This window comes from Achromobacter sp. GQ309 (genome assembly GCF_059759315.1).
Genome location: NZ_JCAXDP010000008.1, coordinates 176,257 through 190,502 on the forward strand (window position 1 = coordinate 176,257; position 14,246 = coordinate 190,502).

Annotated in this window: 16 protein-coding genes; 10 read left to right on the plus strand and 6 right to left on the minus strand. The window is 66.4% G+C overall.

All coding sequences use genetic code 11. From position 1 onward, the window contains the following. Window positions 1-221: 221 nt before the first annotated feature. The 5 genes from AC6CIE_RS23850 to xerC all read left to right on the plus strand — a co-directional run bounded on the left by AC6CIE_RS23850 (window position 222) and on the right by xerC (window position 4,690). Window positions 222-1,088 (plus strand): lysophospholipid acyltransferase family protein, encoded by an 867-nt coding sequence (locus AC6CIE_RS23850; RefSeq protein ID WP_175124920.1) that lies wholly within the window; start codon window positions 222-224, stop codon window positions 1,086-1,088. A 39-nt stretch (window positions 1,089-1,127) separates the two neighbouring features. Next, window positions 1,128-2,018, plus strand: a complete 891-nt coding sequence (locus tag AC6CIE_RS23855; RefSeq protein ID WP_498094286.1) for a lysophospholipid acyltransferase family protein — start codon at window positions 1,128-1,130, stop codon at window positions 2,016-2,018. A 30-nt stretch (window positions 2,019-2,048) separates the two neighbouring features. Further along, the gene (gene dapF / locus AC6CIE_RS23860; RefSeq protein WP_191577599.1) at window positions 2,049-2,960 is read left to right on the plus strand and encodes a diaminopimelate epimerase; all 912 of its coding nucleotides are present in this window, start codon (window positions 2,049-2,051) and stop codon (window positions 2,958-2,960) included. Between the two features lie 4 nt (window positions 2,961-2,964). Further along, window positions 2,965-3,642 (plus strand): DUF484 family protein, encoded by a 678-nt coding sequence (locus AC6CIE_RS23865; protein ID WP_175136852.1) that lies wholly within the window; start codon window positions 2,965-2,967, stop codon window positions 3,640-3,642. A 112-nt stretch (window positions 3,643-3,754) separates the two neighbouring features. Beyond that, window positions 3,755-4,690: a tyrosine recombinase XerC gene (gene xerC, locus AC6CIE_RS23870; RefSeq protein WP_175186212.1), complete on the plus strand. Its 936-nt coding sequence runs from the start codon at window positions 3,755-3,757 to the stop codon at window positions 4,688-4,690. Between the two features lie 61 nt (window positions 4,691-4,751). Here xerC and AC6CIE_RS23875 read toward each other — a convergent pair whose 3' ends face one another. From AC6CIE_RS23875 to AC6CIE_RS23900, 6 genes are read right to left on the minus strand one after another with little or no spacing between them, the layout of a single operon-like run. Further along, the gene (locus AC6CIE_RS23875; RefSeq protein ID WP_498094288.1) at window positions 4,752-5,900 is read right to left on the minus strand and encodes a nickel/cobalt transporter; all 1,149 of its coding nucleotides are present in this window, start codon (window positions 5,898-5,900) and stop codon (window positions 4,752-4,754) included. Then, on the minus strand, window positions 5,891-6,574 hold the full coding sequence (locus tag AC6CIE_RS23880; protein WP_175136854.1) for a DUF1007 family protein: 684 nt from the start codon (window positions 6,572-6,574) through the stop codon (window positions 5,891-5,893). Before AC6CIE_RS23880 ends, AC6CIE_RS23875 begins: the two co-directional genes overlap by 10 nt. Further along, window positions 6,535-7,563 (minus strand): metal ABC transporter solute-binding protein, Zn/Mn family, encoded by a 1,029-nt coding sequence (locus AC6CIE_RS23885; RefSeq protein ID WP_498094290.1) that lies wholly within the window; start codon window positions 7,561-7,563, stop codon window positions 6,535-6,537. Before AC6CIE_RS23885 ends, AC6CIE_RS23880 begins: the two co-directional genes overlap by 40 nt. Before the next feature lie 21 nt (window positions 7,564-7,584). After that, window positions 7,585-8,451, minus strand: a complete 867-nt coding sequence (locus tag AC6CIE_RS23890; RefSeq protein WP_175124913.1) for a metal ABC transporter permease — start codon at window positions 8,449-8,451, stop codon at window positions 7,585-7,587. Further along, window positions 8,448-9,170, minus strand: a complete 723-nt coding sequence (locus tag AC6CIE_RS23895; protein WP_498094292.1) for a metal ABC transporter ATP-binding protein — start codon at window positions 9,168-9,170, stop codon at window positions 8,448-8,450. The genes AC6CIE_RS23890 and AC6CIE_RS23895 overlap by 4 nt, the downstream gene beginning before the upstream one ends. Next, complete coding sequence (locus AC6CIE_RS23900) at window positions 9,167-9,337, minus strand: hypothetical protein (RefSeq protein ID WP_175124911.1); 171 nt, start codon at window positions 9,335-9,337, stop codon at window positions 9,167-9,169. The genes AC6CIE_RS23895 and AC6CIE_RS23900 overlap by 4 nt, the downstream gene beginning before the upstream one ends. A gap of 202 nt (window positions 9,338-9,539) precedes the next feature. Between AC6CIE_RS23900 and AC6CIE_RS23905 the strand changes: the two genes are divergently transcribed. The 5 genes from AC6CIE_RS23905 to hslU all read left to right on the plus strand — a co-directional run bounded on the left by AC6CIE_RS23905 (window position 9,540) and on the right by hslU (window position 14,245). Beyond that, window positions 9,540-10,043 carry a Fur family transcriptional regulator gene (locus AC6CIE_RS23905; protein ID WP_056327248.1) on the plus strand — a complete coding sequence of 168 codons (504 nt, stop codon included), beginning with the start codon at window positions 9,540-9,542 and terminating at the stop codon, window positions 10,041-10,043. Between the two features lie 426 nt (window positions 10,044-10,469). Next, a complete protein-coding gene (locus AC6CIE_RS23910; protein ID WP_191577591.1) occupies window positions 10,470-11,597 on the plus strand; it encodes a CobW family GTP-binding protein in 1,128 nt (375 codons plus the stop codon). A 124-nt stretch (window positions 11,598-11,721) separates the two neighbouring features. After that, window positions 11,722-12,186, plus strand: a complete 465-nt coding sequence (gene dksA / locus AC6CIE_RS23915) for an RNA polymerase-binding protein DksA (protein WP_056327244.1) — start codon at window positions 11,722-11,724, stop codon at window positions 12,184-12,186. A gap of 114 nt (window positions 12,187-12,300) precedes the next feature. After that, on the plus strand, window positions 12,301-12,840 hold the full coding sequence (hslV, locus tag AC6CIE_RS23920; protein ID WP_054430777.1) for an ATP-dependent protease subunit HslV: 540 nt from the start codon (window positions 12,301-12,303) through the stop codon (window positions 12,838-12,840). Window positions 12,841-12,910: 70 nt separating this feature from the next. Then, window positions 12,911-14,245 (plus strand): ATP-dependent protease ATPase subunit HslU, encoded by a 1,335-nt coding sequence (gene hslU, locus AC6CIE_RS23925; RefSeq protein ID WP_175124909.1) that lies wholly within the window; start codon window positions 12,911-12,913, stop codon window positions 14,243-14,245. Window position 14,246: the final 1 nt, after the last annotated feature.

Here is a 14,246-nt window from a genome sequence, read left to right on the forward strand (position 1 = left end):
CACCCCGGTCTGCAATGCAATGCCAACTGGGCGCGACGCTTTAGCGGATTTGGCGCAGGCTGCGCGAAGCGCAGTACCCTTGCCGTCGCCCCGCAAGTTGTCGGTTAACTCGGCGACTGGGCGCATTTTAAGCGAAAATGCCGTTCTTATGCTTGTTGCCGGGGTGTATCCATATGCCTCGATCAGCAGTATTACCCTGCCCGATTTCAACCTTTTGAAGCATGTTGCTGCCCCTGTTCCGACTTTTTGCCGCCCTGCCGCTCCCCGTCGCGCATGCGATCGGAAGGTTCGCGGGACGCGCCATCTACGCCTTGCCGGGCAAGTACCGGCGGCGCCTGCAGGCCAATGCGGCGCAGGCGGGCTACCCCGGCGCGGCGTTCGCCCGGCGCGCGGCGGCTGAAGCCGGCGCAATGATTCTCGAGAATCCCCGCGTCTGGTTCCGCAACCAGGAAAGCCTGGCGCAGGTGGTCTCCGACGATGACGACGTGGTCGCCGCCGCCCGCGCCGAGAACCGCGGCATCCTGTTCCTGACGCCGCACCTGGGCTGCTTTGAGATCACCGCGCGCTACCTGGCCCGCCAGATGCCCATGACGGTGATGTTCCGCCCCCCGCGCAAGGAAGCGCTGGCGCCCTTGCTGGAAACGGCGCGCAACAGCTCGGCCGTCAATGCGGTGCCCGCCAACATGCAGGGCGTGCGGGAGTTCGTGCGCGCGCTGCGACGCGGCGAATCCGTCGGCATGCTGCCCGACCAGGCGCCCAGCGTGGGCGACGGCGTGTGGGTGCCGTTCTTCGGGCGCCTGGCCTACACCATGACGCTGCCCGGCAAGCTTGCATCCCAGACCAACGTCCCCATCATCCTTACGGCCGGCGAACGCCTGCCCAAGGGCCGAGGCTGGCGCATCCACTACGTGCGCGTGCCCGAGCCGCTGCCCGCCGAGCCCGAGGCCCAGGCCGCCCTCATCAACGCCGCGATGGAAACGCTGATCCGCCGCTGCCCAGATCAGTACCTCTGGAGCTACAACCGCTACAAGACTCCGCGCGGCGCCACCCCGGCGCCCGACGCTGAACCGGCGCCCCCGACCGCTTGAACCCTGGCTCATCCCGCCGTCCGGTCTCCATCCACATCCATGAACGATAGAAAAACGCGCACGCTGGTTATCCTGCTGAAATGGTTCGGCCGCATCAAGCCGTCGACGCGCCTGCGCATCGGCGCGGTGTTGGGCTGGCTGGCGCCGCGGCTGGCCAAGTCGCGCGCGCGCATCGTCCGCCGCAATCTTGAACTGAGCTTTCCCGACCAGCCCGAGGCCGTGCGCGAGCAGTGGGTGGCCGATCACTTCCGCGCGCTGGCGCAATCCATCGTCGACCGCGGCGTGCTGTGGTACGGCACGCCCGAGGCCATCAAGGAGATGGTCACGCAGACCGGCGCCGACCGCATCAACGCGCTGACGGCCGAGGGCCGTTCGGTCATCCTGCTTGCGCCCCACTTCATCGCGCTGGACGCCGCCGCCACCCGCCTGACCATGGAAGTGCCCAGCGCGGCCACCATGTATACGCCGCAAAGCGATCCGCACATCGACGCCGTCGTGGCCGCCGGGCGCGCGCGCTTCAACGAAGTATTCCTGGTCAGCCGCAAGGACGGCGTGCGCGACCTGATCCGGCACCTGCGCGCCCCGCGCCCGGTCTACTACCTGCCCGACATGGACTTCGGCCGGCAGGGCTCGGTCTTCGTGCCGTTTTTCGGTGTGCCCGCCGCCACGCTGCTCGCCACAGCGCAGCTCGCCCAGAAATGGAACGCCGCCGTCCTGCCTATCGTGGGGTTCTGGAATCCTGACACCGGCAAGTACCATGTCGACGTGCTGCCGCCACTTGACGACTTTCCGGGCGACGACACGCTGGAAGCGGCCACCGCCCGCCTGAACCGCGAACTCGAATCCTGGGTGCGCCGCTGCCCCAGCCAGTATTACTGGGTGCATCGCCGCTTCAAGACACGCCCCGAAGGCGAAGCCAAGCTGTACTGAACCGCGGCGCGCACTCGCCGCACCGCGAGAATGGGGGATAATCCGCAGATGAACTGGAACTTCACCAAAATGCACGGCGCGGGCAACGATTTCGTTGTGCTCGACGGGGTCCGCCAGACCATCGAGATGACGCCCGAACGCGCGCGCGCCCTCGGCGACCGCCACTTCGGCGTCGGCGCCGATCAGATCCTGCTGGTCGAACGCGCCACGCGGCCGGACGCCGACTTCCGCTACCGCATTTTCAATTCCGACGGATCCGAGGTCGAACACTGCGGCAATGGCGCCCGCTGCTTCGTGCGCTTCGTGCACGAGCAAGGCCTGTCCGACCGCAATCCGCTTCGCGCCGAGATCGCCACCGGCATCCTCGTCCTGGACGAAGGCGACGACGAGCAGGTCACCGTGGAAATGGGCAGCACCCGCTTTGATCCAGCCGCGCTGCCCTTCGACACTGCCGGCCTGCCTTCCGTCACGCAGGGCCAGGACACCCTCTGGGAACTGGACCTCGACGCCCCCGCCGGATTTCCCCGCACGGTCACTCTGTCCGCCGTCGCCATCAGCAACCCGCACGCCGTGCAGGTCGTCGACAACGTCGACACCGCGCCCGTCGCCGTGCTGGGGCCGCTGATCGAAACCCATCCGCGCTTTGCGCGCCGCGTCAACGCCGGCTTCATGCAGGTTGTCGACCGCAACAACATCCGCCTGCGCGTCTTCGAGCGCGGTGTCGGCGAAACACTGGCCTGCGGCACGGGCGCCTGCGCCGCCGTCGCGGCCGGCATCCGCCGCGGCCTGCTCGATTCGCCCGTGCGCGTACAAGCGCTCGGCGGCGTGCTGACCGTCGCCTGGAACGGCGAACAACTCCGCATGACCGGCCCGGCCGAATCCGTCTTCACGGGCCAGGTCGACATCGACAAGCTCGTCTTTTCCATGGCGCTGAACCGATAACTCTATGACCGATACCGCTTTCACCGCCCAGGACATCGCAACCTTCCTGCAAGAGAACCCCGGCTTCTTCGACGAACACGCCGAAGTCTTCGCCACCCTGCAGGTGCCGCATCCGCACGGTTCGCGCGCCATCTCGCTGGGCGAACGCCAGATCCTCACGCTGCGCGAGCGCACCCGCGAACTCGAATGGCGCCTGAACGAACTGGTCCGCAACGCCACCGCCAACGAGACCATCGGTTCGCACGTGGCCAAGTGGTGCTGCCGCCTGCTGTCCGAATGCGATCCTCAGCTGGTGCCCGGCGAAATCGCGCTGGGCCTGGCCGAACAATTCGAACTGAACCACGTGGCGCTGCGCCTGTGGAACCTGTCTGACCTGCCCGATCACGGCTACGGCGAGCCCGTATCCGATGACGTGCGCACCTTCACCGACAGCCTGAAAACGCCGTATGTCGGCGCCGACACCGCCTTCGAAGCGGTGGCGTGGCTGGACGCCAAGCCCAAGTCGCTGGCGCTGGTTCCCCTGCGCCTTGAAGCCGACGGCGCGGCCGTGGGCCTGCTGGTGCTGGGTTCAGACGACCCGGAACGTTTCACGCCGGAAATGGGGACGACGTTTCTTGAATCCGTCGGCCAGCTGGCGTCGGCGGCTTTGCACCGGTTGAATCCGGCCTCGCCCAAGGCGTAAGGCTGCCGGGGCGGACAAGGACAACGCGATGCAGAACGCCGAGCAGAATGCGGAGCAAGAAGCCGAGCAAGTAACCGAGCAAGCCAACAATCCGCCCCCGCTGCCGGATCCGATGCGCGCCTGGCTGCGCCATCTGGAGACCAACCGCCGGTACTCGCCCCATACGCTGGACGGCTACCGGCGCGAACTGCATTTTCTGCGCGAACTGGCCGACAAGGCCGGTCTGCCGCTCGACAAGCTCGGCAACGGCCACATCCGGCAGTTCGTCGCGCGCCTGCACGCGCAAGGCCGCGGCCCGCGCAGTCTCGCCCGCACACTCGCGGCGTGGCGCGGTTTCTATCAATGGTGGGCGCCGGCCGTCGAACTGGCCGGCAATCCCGTCGCGGGCGTACGCGCGCCCAAAGCGCCCCGAGGCCTGCCCAAGGCCTTGTCGGTCGAACAGACCCAGGCTCTGCTGGAAAGCGCGCCGGCACAGGTCGCCACCGAACCGGCCGCGCTGCGCGACCAGGCCATGTTCGAGCTGTTGTATTCCAGCGGACTGCGGCTGTCGGAACTGGTGGGACTGGACCTGCGCTACGAGCGCACCGCCGATTACGAGTCGCGCGGCTGGCTGAATCTGGATGATGCCGAAGTCGTGGTGCTGGGCAAGGGCGGTAAACGCCGCTCAGTGCCGGTCGGTCAGCAGGCCCTGGCCGCGCTGCGCAAGTGGATCGAGGTGCGTCCGCAGCTTGCGCTGCCCTCGCCGCCGCCCGCAGACGCGGCCGCGTTATTCCTGGGCGCCCGCGGACGCCGCATTTCACCCCGCGTGGTGCAGTTGCAGCTTGCGCGCATCGCGCAGACGGCGGGCGTGCCCACGCATGTGCACCCCCACGTGCTGCGCCACAGTTTCGCCAGCCACGTCCTGCAATCCGCGCAAGACCTGCGCGCCGTGCAGGAGATGCTGGGCCACGCCAACATCTCGACCACGCAGATCTACACGCGGCTGGATTTCCAGCATCTGGCCAAGGCCTACGACCAGGCCCATCCGCGCGCTGGGCGCAAGTCCTGACCTTTCTTGGCGGGGCGCTCGTCCAGCCTGATCAAACGCCCGGCCCGCACGCGAGCATCGCCTACCCGCCCGCGGCCAACATGCCGCCCAGCAGCATCACGCCCAGCATCAACACCGCCATTGCGGCCAGCGCCTCGACCGCATAGCGCAGCCGCGCCGCGCCAGCGCCGGACAGGCGGCTGCCCAGACGCGTCGCGGCGCTCCCGGCCGCAACAGCCAGGCAAGCCAACGCCGCCACGGTCAGCCCCGTGCCCAAACCCATCGCCAGCGCCGATGCGACGCCGGCAAGAAAGAAATTCTGCGACAACGCGAACACCAGCACGATCAACGCGCCGCTGCAGGGCCGCAGGCCCACCGCGAAAATCGCCGACCACGCGCGGCGCCAGTTCATCGGACCGGCAACCTGTTCCGGCGCGGGTACGTGCGCGTGTCCGCAACCGCAGTCGTGGTCATGGTGATGATCGTGATCATGGTGATGCGCTTGGACCTGAACCTGCGGATTGCCGTACGCATGCTTGTGCGCGTGTTCGTGATCATGCCGGTGCTCGTGTACGTCCTCTTGTACGTGCTCATGCCCATGCGCATGTTCGTGCGCGTGTTCGTGCACATGCACCGGCGCATCTGCATGGTCATGCGCTGCATGTTCACGCGCCCCAGCCCGCCGCAGCAACGGCCTCACCGCCTTGACCCACACCAGCCACACGCCCAACAGCGTCACCAACGCATACGACGCCAGCTCCAGCCAGCGTGTCGCTTCGTTCATCGTCGCCGCCGTCGCGTTGAAGATCAACGCCAGCACCGCCACCATCACGATCGCCACCAGCGCCTGGATCAGCGAAGACGCCAAAGCCAGCAGCGCACCGTTGCGCGCCGTCTGGCGATTGGCCAGGACGTACGACGAAATCACCGCTTTGCCATGGCCCGGCCCCAGCGCATGAAAGACGCCGTAGGCGAACGACAGGCCGACCAAGGCCCACGCTGCGCCGCCGTCCGCCTGCCAGGCACGGACAGCGCCCGTCAGTTGCCGGTAGAAATGCGACTGCCAGACAGACACGCTGCCAAAAAAACTGGACAGCCAGCCGGGACCGGCAAGGCCGCTCCCGCTTTCCGGCACGCCAAAGGGATGCGTGCCTTGTGCGGCCGCAATCGACAGCCCACCGAGCATCAGCAGGACGATCGCCAGCGCGCGCGCGCAGCGGCTCACGGGCATCGCACCTCGATGCGGTGCGTGAGTCCCTTGGTAATGGCGAACAGTTCGTCGGGCAAGGCGTCCGGGTCGGCCGGGATCGCGGCCAGTTCCTGCATGGTTTTCCAATCCAGTTCCTTGGGCTTGCGGTAGTCGGCCTTGCAGGCCGCGCCTTGCGGACCGCCGAGCGACACCGCCCCCTTCTCTTCAAATGCGTAGGCCACGAAATAGGTGGGGTCGTAGATGTCCACTTGCGCGCCGCCTGCGCCCGGCGCGACGGGCTTGTCCAGCGGCAGCGTGAAGGACAGCGTCAGCCGTGTGGTCTTGGGGTTCCAGTCAACGCGGGCGTCGCGAGGCGCCGCGAATGCCGCGGTCTTGCCGTCAACGGTGACGCGCGTGAAGTAATGCGAGATCGGCTCGCCCAGCGCCTTCATCCAATCCTGCGCCATGCCTTTCAGGGTGTCGGCGGGAAGCGTCCCGTCCTTGGCCTTTTTCAGCCCCTGCGTCGCGTAGGCGCCGAACATTTCGTCGAACAGCCACACCTGCCGCACGGCGGTGATGCGCTGTTCGGCATCGACGTCGATCTGCGCGCGCGCATCGATCCACATGTGCGGGTGCGCGCTGGCGGCCCCCGCCGCCAGCAGCGCCGCCACGGCGCTCAGGGTTGCAAGGCCGCGGCAAGCTGGCGTGCGTTCCATTCAAACATTTCCAGGTAGGTGGCGCCCGGCTGTCCAGGCTTGGACAGGGCATCGGAGTAGAGCGTACCACCCACCTTTGCGCCGGTCTCGCGCGCGATCTGCTGGACCAGCTTGGGACTGCTGATGTTCTCGACGAACACCGCGGGCACCTTGTCGCGCCGCACCTGTTCGATGATCGCGGCCACCTCGCGCGCCGACGGCTCGGCGTCGGTCGACACCCCCATTGCGGGGATGAACGTCACGCCATACGCGTCGCCGAAATAGCCGAACGCATCGTGCGAGGTGACAACCTTGCGGCGATCGGCGCCGATGGCGCCAAAGGTCTTGCGCACGCTGGCGTCCAGCGCCTGCAGCTTGGCGACGTAGGCGTCGGCGCGTTGGCGATACGCCTGCGCATGCGCGGGATCTGCTGCGGCCAGGCCGTCGGCCACGTTGCGCGCGTAGATCACGCCGTTCGCCAGGCTCTGCCAGGCATGCGGGTCGGCGTCGCCATGGTGATGGTGATGGCCGGGCTTGTGGTCGTGGTCATCGTCATGGTCATGGTCATCGCCGTGCTTGTGATCGTGTCCGTCCTTGTGATCATGATCGTGATCAGCCCCGTGCGCGTGCCCATCGCCATGCCCCGCGAACTTGCGCGGCGTCACGCCCTTGGACGCCGTCACCGTCTGTCCGGCGAACCCGGACGCCTTCGTCAGCTTGGGCAGCCAGGTCTCGAAGTCCAGGCCGTTCACCACCAGCACGCGCGCATCCGCAAGCTTTTTCGCATCGCCCGGCGTGGGTTCGTACCCGTGCGCATCACCGTCAGGCCCGACCAGCGTCGTCAGGCTGATGTCGGCGCCGCCCACTTCCCGCACGATGTCGCCCAGGATGGAAAAGCTGGCCACCACTTTCAGCGGCTCGGCCGCCTGCGCGGTTCCCAACATGGCCGACAGGCAGACGCCCGCCATGGCCAGCAGTGCGCGGCGGCGTGCCGGCAGAATCGAACGCATGGTCAATCTCCTTATGAAGTCTCAGGCAGGGCGCGCGCGGCGCGTTGCCCGCAGCAGCCCGCCTTGCGGGCCGCCCACGATGGAAAACAGATAGCAGGCGCCGGCCGCCAGGATGATCGCGGGCGAGGCCGGCACGTCGAAGTGGTACGAGACCAGCAGCCCGGCCACCGAAGACGCCACGCCGAGCGCCGCCGACAGCGGAATCTGACGGGCCGCGCTGCGCACCCAGAACCGCGCCGCGGCGGCCGGCAGCATCATGATGCCCACCACCATCAGCGTGCCCAGCACCTGAAAGCCCGCCACCAGATTCACCACGACCAGCACCAGAAAGCCCATGTGCACCACGCCGCCCATGCCGCCGCTGGCGCGCAGGAATCCCGGGTCCAGGCATTCGGCAACCAGCAGCCGGTAGATGGCCGCCAGCACAAGCAAGGTCACGCTGGCCGTGGCGGTCACAAGCAGCAACGCCGCGTCGTCCAGGCCCAGCACCGTGCCGAACAGCACGTGCAGCAGGTCCATGTTGGAGCCGCGCAGGGACACCAGCAGCACGCCCAGCCCCAGCGATATCAGGTAGAAGGCGGCAAAGCTCGCGTCCTCGCGCAGCGGTGTCAGCCGGGCCACCAGCCCCGCCAGCAATGCCACGGCCAGTCCAGTCGCAATGCCGCCCAGCATCATCGCGCCGAGCGACAGGCCGGCCATCAGAAAGCCCACCGCCACACCCGGCAGAATGGCGTGCGACATCGCATCGCCCATCAGGCTCATGCGCCGAAGCACCAGAAAGACACCCAAAGGCGCCGCGCCCAGCGACAGCGCGCAAGCACCCGCAAGCGCGCGCCGCATGAAGCCGTAGTCGAGGAACGGCGATACCACCCAATCCACGAGCGTCATGCCCAAGCTCCCGCGTGGCGTTGGCGCGCCGTCTTCAGATGCGCCTCGCTCAAGGTGGCGGTGGTGTCGCCCCAGGCCACCACTGAACCGGACAACAGCAGGCTTTCCGGAAAGTGATCGCGCACCAGGTCCAGATCGTGCAACACCGCGATCACGGTGCGGCCTTGTCCATGCAGGCCGCACAACAGCGCCATCAGTTCCTCGGCGGTGTGGCTGTCCACGGCCGCAAAGGGTTCGTCCAGCAACAGCACCGGCGCGTCCTGCACCAGCATCCGTGCAAACAGGGCGCGCTGCATCTGCCCGCCCGACAGCGTATCCACGCCGCGGCCCGCGCAATCGGCCAGGCCCACGGTTTCCAGTGCGTGCATGCACCGGTCCAGCTCGTCATTGCTGAACGCACGCCATGCGCCGACCCGGCGCCACGCCCCCATGGCCGCCAGGTCCAGCACTGTCGTCGGAAACGAGCGGTCCAGTTCCGCCGCCTGCGGCAGCCACGCCAACGCCGATCGTCCGGCGCCCTGGATGCGCACGCAGCCGGTCATGGGTCGCAGCACGCCCATGATGCCCTTGATGAGCGTCGACTTGCCCGCGCCGTTGGGTCCGACCACGGCCGTCATGCCGCCGGGCGCGAAGCTGCCCGAAACCGCGCGCAACGCCGCGCGCCCATGCCAGCCGAACGATGCGTCGACCAGCTCGACCGTGATGGGCGCCGCGTTCATCGCGGCCACCAGTCCAGCGCCCAGCCGGTTAACGCCCACAGCGCGATGCCGGCCATCAGGGCGTAAGCCATGCGGCGCCAGGCGGAAACGAGAAACGCGGAACGGGGCGGCGTGCCCCGGCCGGGCGCGGCGCCGGGCCGCGGGGGCAGGAGCGAGAAATGGGACATGGCAGACAACAACGGAATTCGGCAAAGACGGAAAAGCGGCAACCACAGCAACAACAAACGACGCAGCGTCAGTTTTATTATGTTATATCATAACTAAACCATGACGGCTTCAGAGCCGGTTCCCGCACGCGGGGGTTTTCTGCTACCTTCCAGGCATCTCGCGCGCGCGTCGCGCGCGCTTCCCATTCAGATAAAGCCCGCCATGTCCGCTCCGTCCCGTCCACCCCGCAACGACAGCGTTGGCGCTCAGCTCAGCGTCGCCGAAACGCTGTGCGCGCAGCGCGGACGCCGCCTGACCCCCATCCGCCGCAAGGTCCTCGAACTGTTGCTGCGCCATGGCCGCAGCCTGAAAGCCTACGAGCTGCTGGACGCCATGCGCGCCGTCCACCCGGGCGCTGCGCCGCCCACGGTGTACCGCGCCCTGGACTTCCTGATGGACGAAGGCCTCATTCACCGCCTGGACGCCGTCAATGCCTGGAGCGCCTGCCACGACGCTGGCGGCGCCCCGCATGACCTGCTCGTCGTCTGTACCGGTTGCGGCGCCGTCGCTGAAGTCTCCGACCCGGCCATGAGCCGTCAATTGGCCGAACGCGTTGCCCAGACGGGCTATGCGCTGGCCACGCATGAAACCGAAATCCGCGCGCTGTGCCCGCAGTGTCAGAAGACCCAGCCGGCCGACGCGGGTCATCACCACCATCACCATTGATTGGGCGGGCGCCCCTGAGGCGTTTCATCCATTGGGTGCGCCTCATCCTTGGATTGGCCTCATCCCGGGCATCTCTCATCCTTGGATGAGCCCCATTTCGAGCCGCATCTCATCCTTAGGATGCGCCCCATCGGCCGCGCCATTTCAAGCCCGCCCGCTCCCGGGCCGCCGGCTCGCCCTTGAATTCAGGCAAACCGCCCCAAAATAGAGGTATCGCCCGATACTTGACGGCGATCGGCTGCCATCTGGCGGCCACGGCCCCCCGGGTTGGCCCGGGGTTTGCCCCCTGCCCCCGACTGTGCTGTAATCCTGCGTCCGGCCGCTATCGGTGGCTCTCGCAGCCTGTGGCAGACATCAATCGGCAGGGACTGAAAACCCCGTCAGGCGCTGTGTTTCACGCCCTGACATCACGCTAGCAGCTTCGCCATGAACACCCCGCGCAGTTTGGACAAAATGGTTCCCGTCACCATCCTCACCGGCTTCCTCGGTGCGGGCAAGACCACCCTGCTCAAACGCATCCTGACCGAATTCCATGGCCGCCGCGTCGCCGTCATCGAAAACGAGTTCGGACCCGAAAGCATCGACAACGACCTGCTCGTGCAGGACAGCGACGAAGAAATCATCGAGCTGTCCAACGGTTGCGTCTGCTGCACGGTGCGCGGCGACCTGATGCGTACCCTGTCCGAGCTGCGCGCCAAGCGCGAAGCCGGCGAACTCACTTTTGAACGCGTCATCCTCGAAACCACCGGCATGGCCAACCCCGGCCCCGTATGCCAGACGTTCTTCATGGATGACGACATCGCCGAGTACTACCGCCTGGACGCGGTGGTCACCGTGGTCGATGCCAAGCACGGCATGTCCACGCTCGACGAACAGCCCGAAGCCCAAAAGCAGGTCGGTTTCGCCGACCGCATCCTGATCTCGAAGAAAGACCTGGTCAACGAAGTCGACTACGAAGCGCTGCGCCACCGTCTGGTTCACATGAACCCGCGCGCGCCGATCACCGCCGTCAACTTCGGCGACGTCGACCTCAAGTCCATCATCGACATCAGCGGCTTCAACCTGAATTCCATTCTGGACATCGACCCGGAGTTCCTGGCCGATGAGCATCCGGACGCCGCGCACAACCACGCCCACGGGCACGATCACGACCATGATCACGGCCACGGCCATGACCACGATCACGATCATGACCACGATGGCGAATGCGGCGCGCACTGCAATCATGCCCACCATCACCACCCCAAGCACGACGACGAAATCGGCGCGTTCGTGTTCCGTTCCAACAAGCCGTTCGATCCCGCGCGCCTTGAGGAATTCCTGGGCGGCGTCGTGCAGGTCTACGGTCCCGACCTGATGCGCTACAAGGGCATCCTGTACATGAAGGGCATCAACCGCCGCATGTTGTTCCAGGGTGTGCACATGATGATGGGCGCCGAACCCGGCAAGCCGTGGACCGCGGCCGAAAAACCGTCCACCAAGATGGTGTTCATCGGACGTAAGCTGCCCCAGGAGATTTTTACCCGGGGCTTGGAGCAGTGCCTGGCGGGGTAATCCCCATTCCTGCGTGACGCGATGCGACGAAGGCAGTACTGTGAGGTACGGATAGCGTAGGCAACAAGTAACACGGACCGGGACGGACGCCCGCGCCAGGATCGATTCATAGTGGAGTGTTTACATGGCTACCAAGGCAGCAACCAAAAAATCAAGTAAGTCGACGAGCGATACGGCGATTGATCTGCCCAGCGAAAAGGAATTGCTGGCCATGCCCGAGTCGGACTACATGAACGACCGCCAACTGGCGTTCTTCAAGGAACGGCTCAAACAACTCGAGCAGGACATTCTGGCCAACGCCGGCGAGACCACCGAGCACCTGCGTGAAACGCAATTCGTGCCGGATCCCGCCGACCGCGCCACCATCGAGGAAGAGCACGCCCTGGAACTGCGCACCCGCGACCGCGAGCGCAAGCTGCTCAAGAAGGTGCAGCAATCCATCGCCCGCATCGATAGCGGCGAATATGGCTGGTGTGAAGAAACGGGCGAGCCCATCGGCATCCCCCGTCTGCTCGCCCGCCCCACGGCCACCCTGTCGCTCGAAGCGCAGGAACGCCGTGAAATGCGTCAAAAGCTGTACGGCGACTGATCCGTCCCGCTTCCGCTCCGTCCCTGAAAGGCCATGCCGGTTAACCGCATGGCCTTTTTTCTACTTGATATCCCGGCGACCGCCCCCAGCTAAAACTTTCAACGGAAGGAACGCATGGAACAATTTCACGCCACCACCATCGTGTGTGTGCGCCGCGGCAACCGCGTCGCGCTGGGCGGCGATGGCCAGGTCACCCTGGGCAACATCGTCATCAAGGGCACTGCCCGCAAGATCCGCCGCCTGTACCACGACAAGATTCTCGCTGGCTTCGCCGGCGCCACCGCCGATGCGTTCACGCTGCAGGAACGCTTCGAAGCCAAGCTCGAAAAGCACCAGGGCAACCTGATGCGCGCCGCGGTCGAACTGACCCGCGACTGGCGTACCGACCGCGTTCTGCGACGCCTGGAAGCCATGCTGATCGTGGCCGATGCCGAGCACACGCTGGTTCTCACCGGCAACGGCGACGTGCTGGAACCCGAGCACGGCCTGGCTGCCATCGGCTCCGGCGGCGCGTACGCGCAATCGGCCGCGTTGGCCCTGCTGCGCAACACCGACCTGCCGCCCGAGACGATCGTCAAGCAATCGCTCGAGATCGCCGGCGACCTGTGCATCTACACCAACCAGAACCACGTCATCGAAACGCTGGGCGACTGACGCCTGCCGCGCGGCGCAACCTGCGCCGCGGCGCCCTCCCAGCCCGCCCTAGCTTCAAGGATCCGCCCTCATGTCCGCATCCAACATGACGCCCGGAGAGATCGTCTCCGAACTCGACAAGTACATCGTCGGCCAGAACCGCGCCAAGCGCGCGGTCGCGGTGGCACTGCGCAACCGCTGGCGCCGCCAGCAGGTCGCCGAACCTCTGCGCCACGAAATCCATCCCAAGAACATTCTGATGATCGGCCCGACCGGCGTCGGCAAGACCGAGATCGCCCGCCGCCTGGCCAAGCTGGCCAACGCGCCGTTCATCAAGATCGAAGCCACCAAGTTCACCGAGGTCGGCTACGTGGGCCGCGACGTGGACACCATCATCCGCGACCTGACCGAATACTCCATCAAGCAGACCCGCGAACTGGAAATGCGCCGCGTGCGCACCCAAGCCGAGGACGCCGCCGAAGACCGCATCCTGGACGCCCTGGTTCCGCCGCCCCGCGGCGCCTCGGGTGAGCCCCAGCGCGGCGAGGACAACAGCGCCCGCCAGACGTTCCGGAAGCGCCTGCGCGAAGGCCTGATCGACGATCTGGAAATCGAGATCGAAGTCGCGCAGACCGTGCCGCAAATGGACGTCATGACGCCCCCCGGCATGGAAGAAATGGCCGAGCAGTTGCGCGGCATGTTCGCGGGCATGGCGCGCGACAAGAAAAAGCCCAAGAAAATGAAGGTGCGCGAAGCCTTCAAGCTCATCGTCGACGAAGAAGCCGCCAAGCGCGTCAACGAAGAAGACCTGCGCAGCGTTGCGATCAACAACGTCGAGCAGAACGGCATCGTCTTCCTGGACGAAATCGACAAGATCGCCGCCCGCCAGGAGTCCGGCGGCGCGGATGTCTCGCGCCAAGGCGTGCAGCGCGACCTGCTGCCGCTGGTTGAAGGCACCACCGTCAACACGCGTTACGGCATGGTCCGCACCGACCACATCCTGTTCATCGCGTCCGGCGCCTTCCACCTGTCGCGTCCGTCCGACCTGATCCCCGAGTTGCAGGGCCGCTTCCCGATCCGCGTCGAACTCGAATCCCTCACCGCCCAGGACTTCGTGCGCATTCTGTCCGACACGGATGCGTCGCTGACCAAGCAGTACACGGCGCTGATGGCGACCGAGGACGTCGAACTCGAATTCACCGACGAAGGCGTGCGCCGCCTGGCGGAACTGGCCTTCGAGGTCAACGAAACCACCGAGAACATCGGCGCCCGCCGTCTGTACACGGTGATGGAAAAGCTGCTGGACGAGCTTTCCTTTGACGCCACGTCCAGCCAGGACAAGCACGTCAAGATCGACGCCGCCTACGTCAACTCGCAACTGGCCGAAGCTGCCAGCAGCCAGGACCTCGCCCGCTACGTGCTCTGAC